General features: G+C 44.9%; 13 protein-coding genes, 1 tRNA gene and 1 pseudogene. 13 read left to right on the top strand and 2 right to left on the bottom strand.

Annotated features, from left to right (window positions below):
* Positions 1-106 precede the first annotated feature (106 nt).
* The 7 genes and pseudogenes from F752_RS0114675 to F752_RS0114645 all read left to right on the top strand — a co-directional run bounded on the left by F752_RS0114675 (position 107) and on the right by F752_RS0114645 (position 7,108).
* Entirely contained in the window at positions 107-1,480 is a 1,374-nt protein-coding gene (locus F752_RS0114675) for a UDP-glucose dehydrogenase family protein (protein ID WP_017732500.1), read from the top strand.
* Positions 1,470-2,030, top strand: coding sequence for a dTDP-4-dehydrorhamnose 3,5-epimerase (rfbC, locus tag F752_RS0114670; RefSeq protein ID WP_017732499.1), 561 nt, complete (start codon positions 1,470-1,472; stop codon positions 2,028-2,030). Before F752_RS0114675 ends, rfbC begins: the two co-directional genes overlap by 11 nt.
* Positions 2,027-3,211, top strand: coding sequence for a DegT/DnrJ/EryC1/StrS family aminotransferase (locus F752_RS0114665; RefSeq protein WP_017732498.1), 1,185 nt, complete (start codon positions 2,027-2,029; stop codon positions 3,209-3,211). Before rfbC ends, F752_RS0114665 begins: the two co-directional genes overlap by 4 nt.
* 30 nt (positions 3,212-3,241) lie before the next feature.
* Entirely contained in the window at positions 3,242-4,186 is a 945-nt protein-coding gene (locus F752_RS0114660) for a glycosyltransferase family 2 protein (RefSeq protein WP_017732497.1), read from the top strand.
* A 14-nt stretch (positions 4,187-4,200) separates the two neighbouring features.
* Positions 4,201-4,590 (top strand): GtrA family protein, encoded by a 390-nt coding sequence (locus F752_RS0114655; RefSeq protein WP_017732496.1) that lies wholly within the window; start codon positions 4,201-4,203, stop codon positions 4,588-4,590.
* Between the two features lie 25 nt (positions 4,591-4,615).
* Positions 4,616-5,344 (top strand): annotated as a pseudogene (locus tag F752_RS0114650) (glycosyltransferase family 2 protein); the annotation flags it as partial.
* A 162-nt stretch (positions 5,345-5,506) separates the two neighbouring features.
* Positions 5,507-7,108 carry a hypothetical protein gene (locus F752_RS0114645; RefSeq protein WP_017732494.1) on the top strand — a complete coding sequence of 534 codons (1,602 nt, stop codon included), beginning with the start codon at positions 5,507-5,509 and terminating at the stop codon, positions 7,106-7,108.
* 497 nt (positions 7,109-7,605) lie between these two features.
* Here F752_RS0114645 and F752_RS0114635 read toward each other — a convergent pair whose 3' ends face one another.
* On the bottom strand, positions 7,606-9,363 hold the full coding sequence (locus tag F752_RS0114635; RefSeq protein WP_017732492.1) for a gliding motility-associated C-terminal domain-containing protein: 1,758 nt from the start codon (positions 9,361-9,363) through the stop codon (positions 7,606-7,608).
* Positions 9,364-9,749: 386 nt separating this feature from the next.
* On the opposite strand from F752_RS0114635, the gene F752_RS25435 reads away from it, so the two are divergent.
* The 3 genes from F752_RS25435 (at position 9,750) to F752_RS0114620 (ending at position 13,071) form a co-directional block, all read left to right on the top strand.
* Entirely contained in the window at positions 9,750-10,859 is a 1,110-nt protein-coding gene (locus F752_RS25435) for a class I SAM-dependent methyltransferase (RefSeq protein ID WP_160164118.1), read from the top strand.
* 93 nt (positions 10,860-10,952) lie between these two features.
* On the top strand, positions 10,953-11,654 hold the full coding sequence (locus tag F752_RS0114625) for a class I SAM-dependent methyltransferase (RefSeq protein ID WP_040664678.1): 702 nt from the start codon (positions 10,953-10,955) through the stop codon (positions 11,652-11,654).
* 115 nt (positions 11,655-11,769) lie between these two features.
* Entirely contained in the window at positions 11,770-13,071 is a 1,302-nt protein-coding gene (locus F752_RS0114620; RefSeq protein ID WP_017732489.1) for a glycosyltransferase family 4 protein, read from the top strand.
* A 159-nt stretch (positions 13,072-13,230) separates the two neighbouring features.
* Here F752_RS0114620 and F752_RS0114615 read toward each other — a convergent pair whose 3' ends face one another.
* The gene (locus tag F752_RS0114615; protein ID WP_017732488.1) at positions 13,231-13,974 is read right to left on the bottom strand and encodes a TerC family protein; all 744 of its coding nucleotides are present in this window, start codon (positions 13,972-13,974) and stop codon (positions 13,231-13,233) included.
* Positions 13,975-14,325: 351 nt separating this feature from the next.
* Here F752_RS0114615 and rpsA point away from each other — a divergent pair, with 351 nt between their 5' ends.
* The 3 genes from rpsA (at position 14,326) to corA (ending at position 17,868) form a co-directional block, all read left to right on the top strand.
* Positions 14,326-16,242 carry a 30S ribosomal protein S1 gene (rpsA, locus tag F752_RS0114610; protein ID WP_026135757.1) on the top strand — a complete coding sequence of 639 codons (1,917 nt, stop codon included), beginning with the start codon at positions 14,326-14,328 and terminating at the stop codon, positions 16,240-16,242.
* Positions 16,243-16,495: 253 nt separating this feature from the next.
* Positions 16,496-16,566 (top strand) — tRNA-Cys (locus tag F752_RS0114605).
* Positions 16,567-16,983: 417 nt separating this feature from the next.
* A complete protein-coding gene (gene corA, locus F752_RS0114595) occupies positions 16,984-17,868 on the top strand; it encodes a magnesium/cobalt transporter CorA (protein WP_160164117.1) in 885 nt (294 codons plus the stop codon).
* The last annotated feature ends 116 nt before the right edge of the window (positions 17,869-17,984 follow it).

The following is a 17,984-nucleotide window of genomic DNA, read 5'->3' as shown; positions in this document are numbered from 1 at the left end:
AGAACCAGACAATAAAAGGTGGCGCCGGTATGCTGCGAATGGTTGGGCAGTTAACCGCTTTAATAATTTGCCTATACAGGCATCGTCACATAAACATATTATTTTTATGAATCTAGCAGTATTTGGAACAGGCTATGTAGGACTGGTCTCTGGTGTATGCCTTGCCAACACCGGGAAAAAAGTTTTCTGCATCGACATCAACGAAGATAAATTACAGAAGATTAAAAACGGTATCGCGCCCATTTATGAGCCGGGACTGGAAGACCTTCTGAAAAAAAATAAGGACCGTATCGTTCCTACTACCGATGCCCGTTCTGCCATTCAGCAGGCCGAGGTAGTAATGATTGCCGTAGGTACTCCCTTCGACGGTCAGCATATCGACCTGAGCTACATTAAGCAGGCAGCTAAAGAAATAGGACAGGCTGTTAAGGAGATGGACAGCTACGTAGTGGTTACGGTAAAAAGCACGGTAGTGCCAGGTACCACTATGGACGTTGTTCGTCCTATTGTGCTGGAAGAATCGGGTAAGAGCGAAGATGAAATAGGCTTTTGCATGAATCCGGAATTTCTGCGCGAGGGCAATGCCGTGGAAGACTTTAAAGAGCCTGATCGCATTGTGCTGGGCGTAAGCAGCGAGCGTGCCGAAGAGGTAATGCGCCGCCTGTATGATGGTTTCCCTGAAACGGATGTGATGGTAACCAATCCAACCACGGCCGAGATGGTGAAGTACACTGCTAACACGCTGCTGGCGCTGAATATTTCTTATGCCAACGAAATTGCCCGCATCTGCGAAACACTCGAAGATGTAGATTCTGAAGATGTATTCGCCGGCGTCATTAAAGACAAACGTGTTTCCCCAATTATTAATGGAGAGCGTATTACGCCTAAGCTTACTACCTACCTCCGTGCCGGTTGTGGTTTCGGTGGCAGCTGCTTTCCTAAAGATGTAAAAGCCCTTGCTTCCTTTGCCCGCGACCGTAAGGTAGACGGCAAGCTGCTCGATGGCCTGCTGCACATCAATAAAAGCCAGATGGAGCACATCTTCGAATTGGGTCTGAAAAAGCATGGAGGCGAAGCGAAAAAGGTCGCCATTTTAGGTACAGCCTTTAAACCCGATACGGATGATATTCGCGAATCCCCTGGTATTCGTCTTGCGGAGTTTGCACTGGAGCGTGGCATGGAAGTACATGTACATGATTATAAAGCGCTGGAGAACACCAAAGCTGAGTATGGCGAAAAACTGAAGTACCATGAAGAGCCATTAGCAGCCGTAGAAGGTGCCGATATTGTATATGTCGCCACTATTTGGGATGACTACCTACAAATTGCCGACGAAGCTTACGAAGCCCGTATGGCCGATGGTGGCGTAATGGTTGACTGCCGTTCGCTTTATAAAAACAGAGCCGAGCAGCCATGGCGTGTACGAGTAGGAGTAGGGAAAAAGAAGCAGAACCAAAACTCCGAAGTTTATGCAGATTAAGCCGCTTAAAATGAAAGGTGCCTTTGAAATTAAACTCAAGCCTATAGGCGATGAGAGGGGGTTTTTTATGCGCACCTTCGATAAGGAAACTTTTAAAGAATGGGGCCTCGACCGGGAGTGGGTGCAGGAAAACCATGCGGCCTCAAAGCACAGGCATACCCTGCGCGGGCTGCACTTTCAGCTACCCCCTTATGCCGAAACAAAAATACTGCGCTGCACCCGGGGAGCAGTGCTGGATGTATTTGTCGACCTGCGCGAAGGCTCCGAAACCTTCGGTCAGTGGGATAGTGTACGACTATCGGCCGAAGAAAAAAATATGGTGGTGGTGCCGCAGGGCTTTGCCCATGGGTATATGACACTGGAAGACAACAGCGAAGTAACTTATAAAGTAGATAATGTATACCACCCGCAGTCCGAGCGGGCCATCCGCTGGAACGACCCTGAAATAGGAATCGACTGGGGCATAAAAGATCCTATCCTTTCAGAAAAAGATAAGAATGCCCCAGGTCTGCAGGAATTTTTAAAAGAAAATAATGCCGTAAAAATATGAGTGATAAGAAAAAAATGAATGTTCGCCTCTTTGTGCCTAACGTAGGACAGGAGGAGCTCGATAACATAAAGGATTCTTTCGACAAAGCCTGGATTGGCCTGGGCCCGAAAGTGAACCAGTTCGAACAGGAATGGCGCGAGTACATTGGTTGCAAAGCCAGTGTAGGCCTTAACTCGGCTACCGCTGCCCTGCACCTGGCCCTGGCTGCCTTTAACTTTCCGGAAGGGAAAAAGGTAATGGTGCCGGCCATCACTTTTGCCTCTACTGCTTTTGCGCCTATCTACAACCGCCTGGAGCCCCTCTTTGTCGATGTAGACCCGGAAACCCTGTCGCTCGACCTGGAGGATATGGAGCGGAAGTATACCAAAGATGTAGTTGCTATTATGCCTGTGCATATGGGTGGCCACCCGGCCCAGATGGATAAAATTATGGATTTTGCCCGCGCCAAAGGATTGAAGGTAGTGGAGGACTGCGCCCACACAGCCGGCGCCAGCTATAAAGGAAAGAAAATTGGCACCTGGGGCGATATCGGCTGTTTTTCATTCGAAGAGAAAAAAGCCATGACGACCGGCGATGGTGGCATGATGGTATCGGACGATGAAGACCTTATTTACCCAATGAAAGCCAACCGCTGGGTAGGGATTGATAAAGATACCTGGAAGCGTGTAGGCGGCTATACTGATAAAGCAGTAGATGCCCGCCACTGGCATTACGATATTGCCGTGCTGGGTTATAAATACAACATGAATGACCTTGCCGCGAGTATAGGGCTGGCCCAGATTAAAAAACTGCCTGGCATGAATCAGCGCAGGGCCGATATTGTAAAGCGTTACCTGAAGGGCATGGAAGGTCTGAAGAGTATGAAGCCGCTGTTCCCTTACAATGCCGATGAAAACAATTACTGGATTTTTGGTATCCATTATGCGGAGCGTGATGACCTCATTTTATACCTGAAAGCCCGCGGTATTGCTACCAGTGTACATTATATGCCACTCCCTCAGCAGCCTTATTTCCAGCGTTGGAACAATAATGATACACCAGTCGCGGACAAAATATGGCAAACCATGATAACCTTACCTCTTCATTCCCGTTTAACAGATGAAGAAGTTGATTATGTAGTGGATGCTCTCCACTCATATGAGAAGGAAAACCAGCCCAAAGCAAACGCTACAATAGAATAAACTTTTAACTCAGCAGCTATTTTTTAATCTATGGCAACAGAATCTGTACAGAAGATGCCAAAAGTAATGGTGCTTATCCTGAGCTATAATGGCAAGGAATTGCTTAAAGACTCCGTAAGCTCCTATTTAGCCAACGATTATGCCAATTTTGAGGTGGTAGTAATCGATAACGGCTCTTCCGATGGTACCAAGGCATATGTAGAAAGTGAGTTCCCCGAAGCCAGAGTTATCCGGCTGGAGCAAAACCGCGGATATTCCGGCGGTTTTAATTTCGGGCTCGATTATGCTTTCGTTCAGCAGAAAGCCGATTATGTGCTCATTACCAATAATGATGTAAAAGCTGATGCTCATATTGTTTCGGCTCTGACGGAAGTTGCCAGCCGGGATAAAAAAGTAGGGTTTGTTACGGGTAAAGCCTACTACTACGACCAGCCCGATACCCTGCAGACGGTAGGGAAATACGAGGACCCGGTGCGCTGGAATGGAGAGCACATTGGTGGCCGTGAAAAGGACAGAGGCCAGTACGATGAGATAAGCGAGCGCTTTTTTATTGATGATATTTTTATGCTCGTAAGCCGCGAGCTGTATGAAGAAGTAGGAGGGTACGATACCACTTTCTTTTTCCAGGCCGAAGAGTACGACTGGCAGGCAAGAGGTAAGGCCGCTGGCTTTAAAATAATGTACACTCCTCATGCGAAACTGTGGCATAAAGAAAGTATGACCATTGGCAAGCAATCGGCCTCCAAAGCTTATTACGATGCCCGAAACCCGATGCTGGTAATTCTGAAGCATAAGTCACCGGATTTTTTCCGCCGGTACTTCTGGACCCAGTTCGGGAAAACAGTTAAAGGCTTTCTGGTGAGCTGTAAACAAAGAAGATTCGATGTGGCCATCCGAAAAGTTACCGGATTGGTGTCGGCACTTTCCTGGGGAATCAGGAAAAAGAAATTTTCGAGAAAACATTTTATCGCCTGATAACTTTATAGAACATGCCCCAGGGAACTGACTATGCACAAATAATCCGATTTGCCGTAGCGGGTGCCATTGGCGCCGGTATTGAAATGGGGCTTTTCTTTTTCTTTGTGGATTTTACGGGCCTGCACTACCTGACAGGTAATTTTATTGCCATTAGTGTAGCCCTGTTAGTGAACTATATCATTTCCCAAAGGTGGGTTTTCGAGAGCGGCCGCTACAGCAAGGGAAAAGAATTTGGCTTTTTTGTCGCCGTATCGGTAGTAGCCTTAATGCTCAATCAGCTACTAATGTGGGTGATGATCGACAATATGGAATTGCATATGAAGTTGAGTAAAATACTGGCCATAGGAATGGTAGCAGTATACAATTACTCTGCCAAGAAATTTTTTGTATTCAAAGGATAAATTTTTAAAACTAAAACGATGTGAGATGGATGTGATTAAACTGGAGAGTTTTACCTTATCGATTGTAGTACCTGCTTATAACGAAGGCAAAACCTTATCTATGGTCTTAGATAAAATTGCCAACGTTCGACTGAAACATGATATTAAGAAAGAGATTATTGTGGTAAATGACTGTTCTACCGATGATACCGAAGAGGTGGTAAAGCAGTATATGTATGATAATCCTGATGTTAATATCCGCTACTTCAAACATGAGGTGAACAAAGGAAAAGGGGCTGCCCTACATACAGGTATTCAAAAAGCCAGCGGTGATTATCTGATTATTCAGGATGCTGACCTGGAGTATAACCCGGAAGAATTTAACCTGCTGCTGGAGCCTGTTATCGATGGATTTGCCGATGTGGTATATGGTTCCCGTTTTATGGGAGGCAACGCTCACCGCATTTTGTTCTTTTGGCATACCATAGGCAATAAATTCCTGACCTCGCTCTCCAATATGTTCACAAATCTGAATCTTACCGATATGGAAACATGCTATAAGCTGTTCCGTACCGACCTGATTCAGCAGCTTGATCTCCAGGAGAAACGCTTTGGTTTTGAGCCCGAGGTTACGGCTAAGATTAGCCGCATTCCTAAAATCAGGATTTACGAGGTAGGCATCTCTTACTATGGCCGTACCTATGAAGAAGGAAAGAAGATTAACTGGAAAGATGGTTTTCGGGCTCTTTACTGTATCGCCCGTTATAACCTGTTTAGCAAGCCACAGGTGAAAAAGCTGGAGCCGATCTCGATTATGAGAAAGCCTGCTGCTTCGGGTGCTAAAACAGCTATTCCTAAAGACAGAGCTCCTCAGCAAATTCCGGTTAAGAAGAAAGTTAGCTCTCTTTAATTTGGTTCTACTATTACAATTTATGGAATGAAAGCAAACTTTTACCTAACAGAGAAAGCTGCTTATATTATGATGCTGATAATGCTGCTAACAGCAGGATTATTGGCATTTTTTTCTTTAGAGCAGGGGCATGACTGGGGCGGCGACTTTGCTCTTTATCTTCGTCAGGCCCAAAGCCTGCTCGATGGCACCAGCGAAGAATTACTGGCGTTTAACAGTTATGCCATGAACAACTCCACCCAGGGTACAGGAGCCAATCCTCAAATTGGGCCTCACCTTTACCCATGGGGATTCCCTTTGCTATTGGCTCCGCTGGTAGCTGTAACAGGTTTTGCTATAATGCCGGCGAAGATTCTTATTATCGGTTTTTTTCTGCTAACCCTGTTAACCGCTTACCACCTGATGCTTCCACGGCTGGGCCATGGATATAGCCTGCTGCTGGTAGCCCTTCTGGCTTTTAACCCACACCTGGTGCAGGTTAATAATGTCATTATCTCCGATGTTCCCTTTTTCTTCTTTGCCTTGTTAAGCCTTATTTTTATTGAAAAAACCTTGGGGTACCGTTCCTTTTTTATCAATAAATGGGTGACCTATATCCTCACGGGCTTCCTTATTTTCTTCTCTTTCTTAACAAGAACCAACGGAATTGTACTGCTGGGGGTATTAGGGCTTGGACACCTTTTTAAATGGTACCTACCCTTGCGGCAGCATTTTGGACAGACCTTTAAAAAGGAGTGGAAAGAACTTCTGCCATACATTAGTTTTAGTGTTTTCTTTATACTAAAAGGCCTTTTGCTGCCAAGTGGAAGCGGCTCTCACCTGGCATTCCTGGCAAGACTTACGCCCGGTAAACTGGCATGGAACCTGATGTACTATACCGAACTTCCAGCCAGTTTTTTTGAAGGAGCACTTTTTCCCATGCTCCTGTACGGCATTACCATTCCATTTTTGTTACTGGGCATTTGGAGGCGCTTAACAGTAATGCCGGATGCCCTTTACATTATTTATTGTGCAGCCAGCTTACTCATATTTGTGCTTTGGCCCCCTGTGCAGGGTCTTCGCTTTATTTTTTCTTTATTGCCATTTTACCTGTATTTTGTTTTTATAGGACTGATGGAAGCACAAAAGAGCTTCTTAACGCCTTCGGCACCCGGCAGAAAGTTTGTTCGTCCTGCCCTTGTTCCCCTGTTTTGCCTGCTGGTAGGAGGCATGTTCCTTATTAGCACTACCACCATGGCACTTTCGAACTACCCGGAAAGGCGAATGGCAGAAGGGCCTTACAACAGCCCAAGTGCGGAGGCTTTTGCTTTTATTAAAGAAAATACACAGCCTGGAGAAGAGGTCCTTTTCTGGAAGCCCAGGACCTTTGCTTTCATGGCCGACCGACAAGCCCTGCGGATAACCAATATTGCCGAAGTAATGGAGGGTAAAGGCGATTACCTGCTTTATTACAAACTGGTCGATTTCGGGCAGCTGCCGAAGGAAGAACTAGAGCAGCTATCGAAAATGGTTAAGCCAAGCTTTGAGAATGAAGAATATATTCTCTTTCGCCTGCATGACCTGCCCGGCCGGATTGCTCAAAAGAACGACACATTGTCGAATCAGCAAGAGGTTCTCAGCACTAATTAATATTTGCTTTTGCCATACCTTAAAAGCGCAGAAATTTATGGTTCCTGCGCTTTTGTTTTATCTGCGCCTATCGTCTGGGTTACGGGTTCTTCCATTTCTACATCAGCCAGAAAATTGCTTGAGCTTTCCATCTGCTGTATGTAAAGATTTTCCGAAAAAGCAATTAGCGGTCAGGACTTATTCATCGAAGAGGCTTAAGAATATTTAGCCTTTTATGCTGAGTAAAGACAGGTGATGAAAGTATAGGCAATGTAGCTAGCCATACTGCAGGAATAAAATCTACCTGGCATCATGTACGAAACTTCAAGGCTCCCCCGGGCAGGTACATACATTTAAGGGTGGCCTGAGCGAGTGAGTGAATTTTTTTAACTCCTGATCTGAGGAAGGAGGGAAGCCTTTTATGCTTCACCCGTTTTGTACAGCATTATCCGGCCGGGGAATTATGAAATGATGATCCAGCTCAGCCGAGCTTCTGAAAATAAAGCGACACAACAAATTTATTTTACAATCATCAGGGAGCCCCTCAGCGGTTCGTGCGTATCGTTTAAAATGATGGTGTAATAATAGGTGCCGGGAGGAAGCACTTTTCCATTGAAGGTTCCATCCCATTCGGAAGGATAGCCTTTGGAGTAAAATACCTGGTTTCCCCAGTTGTTGTATACCATCACTTCACTATCCGGATAATTCCTGTCGAGGTTATGGATCTTCCATGTATCATTGAGGCCATCCTGGTTTGGAGAAAAAGCATTGGTAACAGGAAACTCATCAATCACGGTTATAGTGACAGAGTCTGAAACGGTACAGCCAGCAGGAGTGGTGCCGGTAATTGTGTAAGTTATAGTATTGGTAGAAGCCGTCCAGGGGCTTGGTGAGGAGGTTACATCCAATCCGGCAGAAGGACTCCACTGAACACTGCTAATTGAATCCACATCGTATTGGGCAGAGAGTTGAACGCGCTCACCTTTTAAAATAGTTCGGTCAGGCCCGGCGTCGATGGTTGGCAGGGGATTTACCTTAATCGGAATTCTTTCCGGATCGCCACTGGTACAGGAGCCTCTTACAGCCATTGCGTAAATAGCTGTATCACTATTTGCTGTGAAGGAGTAAGAAGTAGAGCCTTTTTCCAGTAAAGTCGATTTATCCTTAGAGCTGTACCAGTTATAGGAGGTACCATCATCCGTAGCAGGAAAAGTAACTGTTACCTCTCCCGGGCCGCAACGGCTAACCTCTACGGCACTAAGCACTGGTTTTTCCTGCACGATAACTTCTACAGCCTCTTTATAGCTGTCGCATTCCTCTCCTTTAATGGCCACATAATAAGTTGTTGTTTCCTGCAGGTTGGGTGTTTCATAGATTGCTCCCGTCACGGGCATTCCTGTTTCATCTGTAATGGGTGCCGCATCTGGTTCATTGCTGGTGTACCAGCGGTAGCTGCCAGCCTCACCACCAGAGGCAGTTAAGGTTGCGGTTTCGCCTGTGCAGATATTAACTGTTTCAGAAGCTAATTGTGGTGGAGCAACATAACAGGCTTCTGTTGCAATGCGGAAGTTAAAGAGAAAAGGTGTGTCCTGGCCTCCGCCATTTGCTCCACTTGCCACAGTAAAATAATCCTGGTCTGTGCGCCAGTATAAGCTAGCTCCTGGAGTAGGAGTGAAGCCACTATCGGTAGTTTGCCACACAATATCTCCATTTACATATAAATAGGCAATTCCTTCATCCTTATTATAGTAAAACCCCACTACAGAAACTACGCCTGTTTCCAAGGGCGGAATAATTGGGGCTTGCCCATCCTGCGGCCATCCGGTTTCATAATGTACCGGTTCGGAACCGGCATCTGCCTGAGTGGAGTACCGAACTCTAAATCCCTTATCTTTATTATGGTATATCCCGGAAATAAAACCTTCTTCCTCCTGGGCAATACTCATTAGCCATGCGTTATCTTCCTGAATGGCAATTTCCCACTCAAGGTAAAGGGTAGTGTCTCCACTGACTAAACTCAGAGGAACCTGCAAATCTAAATTTTCGTCCTGGGCAGTGGAAGGATCCTGTACAACATAAACGCCTCCATCTTTTCCTTTGGCATTTGCATGGATGCCTATCGCATTTTCCCTTCCATCCACTGAATTCTTCAGCAGGGAAGCAGGCACATCAGAAGTGTCTTCAAACTTAAAATCTGCGATAGCTGTTTGCCCTCTGGCCTGGCTGGCAATAAGAAGGCAGACAAGAAACGGCGCAAAAAAATATTTAAAGTTCATTTAAAAAAATGGTTAAGGCAGTGCTTAAATTATTAACGGGACCTTCTTGGGATATGTTTAAAATACTAATACTTTAACTGCATTACAACAGTCCGGCAAAAGTAGCTGTTAATGCATGACGTTCTGGCTACGATTTACGTTTTTTTTAAGCGGAGGTTTCTAAATGAAGGAGCTATTCTGTTGTGCCACCCATGGCTTTCCATGATTAGACAACTGGTCAGGTAATGAAAAAGAAGATTAAATCCTTTTCTCCACTCTTCAAAACCTTCTTTATTAATCAGCGTTATCTATATCGAACTTCCGGTCATGCTGTTTTATGTATGACAGAGATTCCAACTTCTTATTACTCTACCGACGCAAAATTTTTTCAAAGAACGATTTTTTATATGGACCAACATTTGCGCAATTTCATTCCTAATTTACGCTGCCCTGTTAGTAGGGAAGAAATCAGGGAAATGACTGCCGATGAGCTCGAAAGCCTGAATAATTCTATCCGCTCCGGAGCTATTTCGAACAGGGAAGGAAAAAAAATTGAGGAACCCCTGAAAGAGGCGCTTGTAACGACCGATGGAGTATATGTGTACCCCGTTACCGATGGATATGTAGCTGAAATGCTGCCAGACAGTGCCATCTCGACGAAAGGCATGAAGGTAAAACCGGAGGAATTTGCTGATGATAAAAAGAAGGTACGTGACTTCTATGACGACTATGGTTGGCAAAAATCAGACGACAGCAGTTATAAAGATACCGTTACTTTTGAAGATCGGCGGCCCGTTAGCAAGAAATACTGGAGCCGCTGCCACCTTCGCCTCAATAAGTACCTGGGCAGTGGAGATTATTTGCTTGATGTAGCCTCCGGCGCCATTCCTAATGATGAATACCTTACTTATTCCCAATCCTTTAAACTGAGGATTTGTATGGACTTTTCCATACTGGCAGTAAAGGAAGCTGCCGCCCGGCTAGATGGCAGGGGAATTTTTATACTGGGAGATATGACCTGCATACCTATTGCCGACCATTGCATAGATGCGGTTATTTCCATGCACACCGTTTATCACGTGCCTATGGCACAGCAAACACAGGCAGTGGCCGAATCTTACAGAGTGCTGAAGCCAGGGAAGCAGGCGGTAATCGTTTATTCCTGGAGAGACTCTGAACTCATGAAAGCCGCTTTCAAGATTTGGAAACCGGTGCTTAATTTTTACAAGCAAATTCGTGGGAAGGCAAATAAAATGGTAGGGCCGAAAACAGCAGACCGACCAGATTTGTTTGTACAGCAACAGAACTATGACTGGTTTTCCAAACATGTTAAAAAACAATATAATGCCCGTTTGGTAGTGTATAGCGCTATTAGCCGCAGCTTCTCCCATACTTTTTTAAGGAAAAAGATGTTCGGGAACCAGGTATCATCATTTATATACTGGCTCGAGAATAAGTTTCCTTCAGTTCTGGGCCGCTGGGGTCAGTATCCTGTTTTTATATTAAACAAGCAGTAGAAACCAGAACAAGCTGATGTATAAAAGCTTCATGAGGCTTTAAATTTTTCCATTGACCTATTCAACCACTTTTTTAAATATTTATTCATGATCATGGCACAAGACAACATGTACGAAACCGGTGAGTACCTGAAAAAAAATCAGGACTGGCACGTAAGCGATTCCCCCTGGAAAGCCGGCAACATTTATAAAATTATCCAGAGAAATAACCTGAAGTACAGCAGTGTTTGTGAAGTAGGTTGCGGAGCCGGTGAAATACTGAAGCAGCTTTCCTATAAAATGCCGCAGGACGTGAAATTCGAAGGCTATGAGATTTCTCCCCAGGCTTATGAGCTGAGCAAATCCCGCGAGAATGACCGCATAAAATTCCACCTGAAAGACCTGCTGGAGGAAGACCCGAAGGTGAAATTTGATATTGTAATGGCTATTGATGTGTTCGAGCACGTGGAGGATTCTTTCAGCTTCCTGCGCAAGCTCCGGAGTCGCGGGAAGTATAAAGTGTTCCACATTCCGCTCGATATTACCATAAATGGTATTCTGCAGGACAAGTTTATGACTGGCCGCAACACGGTAGGGCATATTAACTACTACACGAAAGAAACTGCCCTGGCTACCCTTGAAGATACCGGTTATGAGATAATGGATTACTTCTATACCGCCGATTCTCTGGAGCTGCCACGTAAAACCTTTAAGAGTAAGCTTGCCAAATTGCCACGCAAACTATTGTTTGGCGCCAATGAAGATTTTGCAGTAAAGTTAATGGGTGGCTTTTCATTAATGGTGCTGGCCCGTTAAGAGGCAAGGGGTAATGAATTAAATTAATCTCTTTGCTCTGCCGCTTTCTCTACAGACTTTCCGTGTCCGTTACAGGAGGTGTGAGGGACTGTGAAAGCACTTAATTAATTAGCTGATGAAGACACGCATAATCAATATTCTCCCGCACAAGCCGGACTACGATTACCTGCAGGATAAGCCACGCCCGAAAGTTAACTGGGATACCCCCGACGGGCAATGGGTTGGAATATACCGAAATGAAATTCCGGATAAACTGGGAGAGGAAATACTAAAAGTAACAGACGAATTTGAGTATGAGGTTTGGCAGCCGGATTACCGGGCTGATAAAATGTACAGCCACCGTTTTGAGGATGGTTTGGTGCATCGGCTTTTTCCGGCAGAAGATGTAAATGAACTGCATGGGTTAAAGCTGCGTAAAGCTATTTCTTCGCGGGTTTTGATCAGTTTTCTGAAAAAATATGCACAGGAGCATCCGGTAATCATAAACCTGAATGGCGACTTCTGTCACATCAATCTTGAAATTCTGGAAAAGTGCCCGGAGCTACCCATTCTGCAGACTTTCAGGGGGACGCTGTACCTGCCCAAAAACCAGATATTTAAAGTCAGGAAAAATGTGCCGGCTGCTCTTAGTTATTACCTGAAACACCTGAAAGTTAAAAAGCTTATCGGTAACATTGACTCGGTAATGGTACAAAACAGCTTTTACCTCGATGACCTTGAAAAAATGTACGATGGTCCGATTGAAAAGCTTACTTCCGGCTGTGAGTTCGATGTGTGGAAACCAATGGAAAAGCAGGAAGCCCGTAAAGCCTTGAACCTGCCTGCGGACAAGAAAATTTTCTTTACTTCCTCACTGCTGATTCCTATTAAACAGCTCGACAAGCTAATGGAGGTACTGACCCCCCTTAGTAAACAGTACGATTTCCTGCTGCTGGTCTCCGGTCATGGCACACCGGAATATGAAGCTTATTTAAAAGAAAAGGCAAAAGACCTGCTGGCACAGGATAAAATTCGCTTTGTCGGCTATTTAACAGGCGACGACCTGCGGAGGCATTATTGTGCTTCGGATCTTTTCGTCCATACCTCCATCTCAGAAGGGGGGCCTGTTGCTGCCATGAAGGCCATTGCCTGTGGTACCCCTGTTCTTATAACCAAAATAGCCAATGTGGCTGAAGAGCTGGAGAAGAATGGGTGTGGTAAACTTATCGAGCCCTTCGATTATGAACAGTGGGCGGAAGTATTTAAATCCATTCTGGAAGGGGAGGAAGTAAAGCCTTTTCCCCGGGAGAAAGCGGCCAGAATGTACGACTGGCAGGCGGTAGCCCGGGAGTTTGTCAAAACCTTCCATGAACTGGAAAAGAAAAGTCCGTATAAGCAAATGCCGCAGAAAGAGACCTATTCTGCCACCAGCCACTAATCATTACTGTTGAATAAAATCATAGTAGTAAAGCATTTCTGTCCAGGCTCTTTACTGTCTTAACCATATTAAACGTTTATTTTAGTTGCCCACCCAGTGTAAAAAAAGAGGCTGTCCCTGTTAAAGGGCAGCCTCTTTAGGTTAGAAATAATCTGATTCTTATTCCTTGTACTGCTGGTGCAGGTGAACCGGCTTTGCATCTTTCTTCTTTTTTGTTCTAATGTTGAGGAACTCTACGAAGAGGGAGAAGAAGATGGCAAAGTAAATGGCAAACTTTGGAATGTGCACTTCAAAACCTTCCAGTACCAGCATCACGCCAATAAGGAGCAGGAAAGAGAGTGCCAGCATTTTTACGGTAGGGTGCTTTTCAATAAAGGAACTGATAGACTTCGCAGCCAGAAGCATTACGCCCATGGCAATAATTACGGCAATCACCATTACCATAATATCATCTACAAGACCGATAGCGGTAAGAATGGAGTCAAAGCTGAACACGATGTCCAGGAGGACAATCTGAGTGATTACTCCGCTAAAGCTCACTACTTTTACCTCCTTATTAGACTCTTCCTCGCCTTCCAGTTTGTGGTGTATTTCAGAGGTGCTTTTATACAGCAGAAACAATCCTCCTGCAATCAGGATGAGGTCACGGATACTGAAGGCCATACCCAATACTTCAAACAGGGGTTCCGAAGCGCCTATCAGCCATGCGATAGCAAATAACAGGGCCACCCTTATAAGGAGTGCCAGCCCGATACCAATCATTCGGCCTTTCCCCTGCTGTTCCTCGGGCAGACGGGCAACAAGAATGGAAATAAAAACAATGTTGTCGATACCCAGAACAACTTCCATGAGGGTAAGCGATAAAAAGCTGACAAGCCCGCTGGCGGTTAGCAGTTCTTCCATAGCATAAAAATAGTTTTAATGTTGGTCGTTTAACTTAAATCTGTATCTGAGTATATACCTGTTTCCTCCATGAATGTTCCCTTGGGGAGCAGCTAATCTCCTGTCGTAGCAGGCTTATGCTAAAGAAGACCTGGAGGATAAATAGGTAAAAACAAGTATATAATCTGCCAAACTAAGTTTTTTGCCTGAAAAATTGAAATAAAAAATGCAATTCTGTAGACATTTTATTATTTTTGCAGTCCGTTCAATTGGGCGGGTTCCGGAATATTGTTTTCCGGAATTATGTAAAACTAAAAACAGCCGGTTTAATGGCTCTAGAGCCGGTTGCAATTAAATGAGCTGCTAATTTTTATGGCAAATACTCCAGAAGAGTTTGACTGGGAAAGCTTCGAAACCAAAGGTTTTGGAGAAGGGTACTCTAAAAAGAAAAAAGAGGAACTCGCCCAAATGTACGAAAACACCCTTACCACTATTACCGAGAAGGAAGTAGTAAAAGGTACGGTTGTTGGCATTAACGACCGCGATGTTATCCTTAACATCGGCTTTAAATCAGATGGTCTTGTGGCTGTCAATGAATTTCGCGATTTGCCTGAGCTGAAGCTCGGCGACGAAGTGGAAGTATTCATTGAAGAGCAGGAAAATGCCAACGGTCAGCTGGTGCTTTCAAGAAGAAAAGCAAAAATCGTTAAGGCCTGGGAAACTATTCAGGATGCCCTCGATAACGACAAAGTAATCGAAGGTGTAGTGAAGAGAAGAACCAAAGGTGGTCTTATCGTTGATATTTACGGAGTAGAGGCGTTCCTGCCTGGCTCTCAGATTGATGTGAAGCCTATCCGCGACTTCGATGTTTTCGTGGGTAAGAAAATGGAAGTGAAAGTAATTAAGATTAATTACTCGAACGACAACGTGGTGGTTTCGCACAAAGTCCTGATCGAGAAAGATCTGGAGAAACAAAAAGCACAGATTCTGGAAAACCTGGAAAAAGGACAGGTACTGGAAGGTGTAATCAAGAACATGACCAACTTTGGTGTGTTCATCGACCTTGGTGGCGTAGACGGCCTGCTGCACATCACCGATATCAGCTGGGGACGTATCAACCATCCGGAAGAGGTATTGAACCTGGACGAGAAGGTGAACGTGGTAGTGCTCGACTTCGACGACGACAAGAAGCGTATCTCGCTGGGTATGAAGCAACTGACGCCTCATCCATGGGATTCTCTTACAGAAGATATTCAGGTTGGTTCTAAAGTAAGCGGTAAAATCGTTAATGTAGCCGACTACGGTGCATTCCTCGAAATTATGCCGGGCGTTGAAGGACTGATTCACGTAAGTGAAATGAGCTGGAGCCAGCACCTGCGCAATCCTCAGGACTTTATTAAAGTAGGCGACGAGCTTGATGCTATCGTGTTGACTCTTGACCGTGAGGATCGTAAAATGTCACTGGGCATGAAGCAGCTGACTGATGATCCATGGACGAAGAGCGATATCCTTACTAAATATGCTATTGGTACCAAACACACCGGTATTGTACGTAACCTGACTAACTTCGGCCTGTTTATCGAGCTGGAAGAAGGTATCGACGGTCTTGTACACGTATCTGACCTGAGCTGGACCAAGAAAATCAAGCACCCATCTGAGTTTATCAAAGTAGGTGAAGAGCTTGAAGTGAAGGTATTGGAGCTGGATGTGGAGAACAAGCGTTTAGCACTTGGCCATAAGCAGCTGGAAGAAAATCCATGGGATACTTTCGAAACCATCTTTACGCCAGGTTCTGAGCATAAGTGTACCATCATCAGCAAAAATGATAAGGGTGCAGTGCTTGAGCTTCCTTACGGTATCGAAGGTTTTGCCCTTAACAAGAACCTCCAGAAAGAAGACGATGGCAAAGCTGAAGTAGGCGAAACCATGGACTTTAAAGTAATGGAGTTCTCTAAAGAGGATAAGCGTATCGTTCTTTCTCACACTGCTACCTACCGCGAGGATGAAGAAGTGAAGAAATCGACCGCTAAGAAAGCTGCTCCTAAGAGCAGTGGTGCAGGTGCTACCAAGAAAAGAGCTGCTTCTGCCGCTCCGGATGCTTCCAGCGCTACTCTTGGCGACCTCGATGCCCTGGCGAACCTGAAAGAGCAGATGTCGGGTGGCGGAAGCCAGGAATCTTCTCCAAAAGCCGCTGGAAAATCTGAATTAGCGGATGATACTCTTGACAATGCTGATAAAGTTGAGCAGACTGCCAAGAACGCTAAAGAAGACGAGGACAACGAAAAATAAGAAAGCAATTAATATAAAATAGTACAAAAAGCGTTGCCCGATCGGGTAACGCTTTTTTTTAAATCCTGAAGGTAAGGGTGGAAGCAGTTTGCCTGGTGCTGTTAAAATAAGGAGTCCTTCCGCAAGGAAAGGGTCGAAGAAGACTGGCGATGAGTGTTTTAAGCAGGCATGATAAAAAGGGCGTAAATTATTGTCTAAAGTGTTTGCTTCAACGGATAAGATTGAATAAGTTTGCACTCCCGATAAAGATAATGGTCTCGTGGCCGAGTGGCTAGGCAGAGCTCTGCAAAAGCTCGTACAGCGGTTCGAATCCGCTCGAGACCTCGCTTAAAAATCCTCCCAGAAGTGGGAGGATTTTTTATTTAAACCGTGATAGCTTATGCCCGGTTCTTAATTTGGTAGGAGCGGACCTTCCTGAGGCTGGAGGAGGTGGCTTGAATCCTGCGGGGCTGTTGGGCTTTTACCTGAGGGCTTAACAGAAGGATGTCTGCGCTGTCGCATAAAACCCTTCTTGAAGGCAGCTTTGGTCTGGTAAAAAAGAAATGCTCAACATGCGTTTTTATTTTCTGCAGTAAGAGTTCTGTACGTAAGCCCTGTAACTGCTTCAATGCTGTTTCAGAGCTGCTTTCTGCCAGGCAGGCATATTTTTATAAGTAATGAAATTCGCTTTGTACAATCATGATCAGATACTTCTATATTAAAGAAGATGAACTGTGCTGGGAGAAAGATCCAGAGAGTTTAATGAATGAAGGTTCGAACAAAACCATTTGGATCGACCTCCAGGAGCCATCGGCAGAGGAGCAGCGAAGGGTGGAAGAGCACTTCGGTATAGAATTTTTTACGCCACAGGAAGCGGCTGAAATTGAGAGCAGTTCACGCTTTTTTGAAGATAGTGGTGGAATCGAGGCAAATAGTGCTTTCCTGATAAAAAACAATTCCTCCTACCTTACACGGCAGGTTTCTTTTATTTTCAAAAATGGAGTGCTTTTTACCATGCGCCACAGTGACCTGAAGTCATTTGCGGAAACGGTGCGAAAGCTCAAAACCTTTACGGTAAAAAATAGTGCACTCCAGATATGGCTGCTGCTGCTGGAAACTCAAACTGACCTGGATGCAGACTTTATAGAACTCCTCACGCGGTCTACCAACAAAGTCAGCCGTAAGCTTGTAAAGGAAAGATCCATAGAAGAAGAGGTGCTTATTCAAATTACCGAGTTGCAGGAAAATACCATTCTTGTTCGGGAGAGTATTGTGGATAAGCAGCGTCTGGTATCTTCATTAATTAAAAGCTTCTTTATAGAAGATCCGGAGAAGGAGCGCCTGCGTGTCATTCTTAAAGATATCAACTCCCTCTTACAACACGTACAGTTTAGCTTTGAGCGACTGGAGTACCTGCAGGATACTTTCCTCGGTCTGGTGAATATTGAGCAAAACCAGGTGATTAAGATTTTTACGGTAGTAACGGTGATATTTATGCCTCCCACCCTAATTGCCAGTATCTATGGAATGAACTTTACCTATATGCCGGAACTAGGCTGGAAGCTGGGATATCCATTTGCGCTTTTATTAATGATTATTTCCTCCCTTGCATTTCTCTGGTACTTTAAGCGAAAGAAGTGGTTGTAAACGAAATGTTTTCTGCTTCAGCATAAACATTCCATACCTGGTGCTGTATTATTTTCTGAATAGGGTGAAAAGAGGAGAGAGTGGCTCTTTTGCCAGAAAAACCGGTATATAGCAGC

This window comes from Nafulsella turpanensis ZLM-10 (genome assembly GCF_000346615.1).
GTDB classification, from domain to species: Bacteria; Bacteroidota; Bacteroidia; order Cytophagales; family Cyclobacteriaceae; genus Nafulsella; species Nafulsella turpanensis.
The sequence above is the reverse complement of the archived record's forward strand: the minus strand, read 5'-3'. Positions and strand labels throughout refer to the sequence as shown.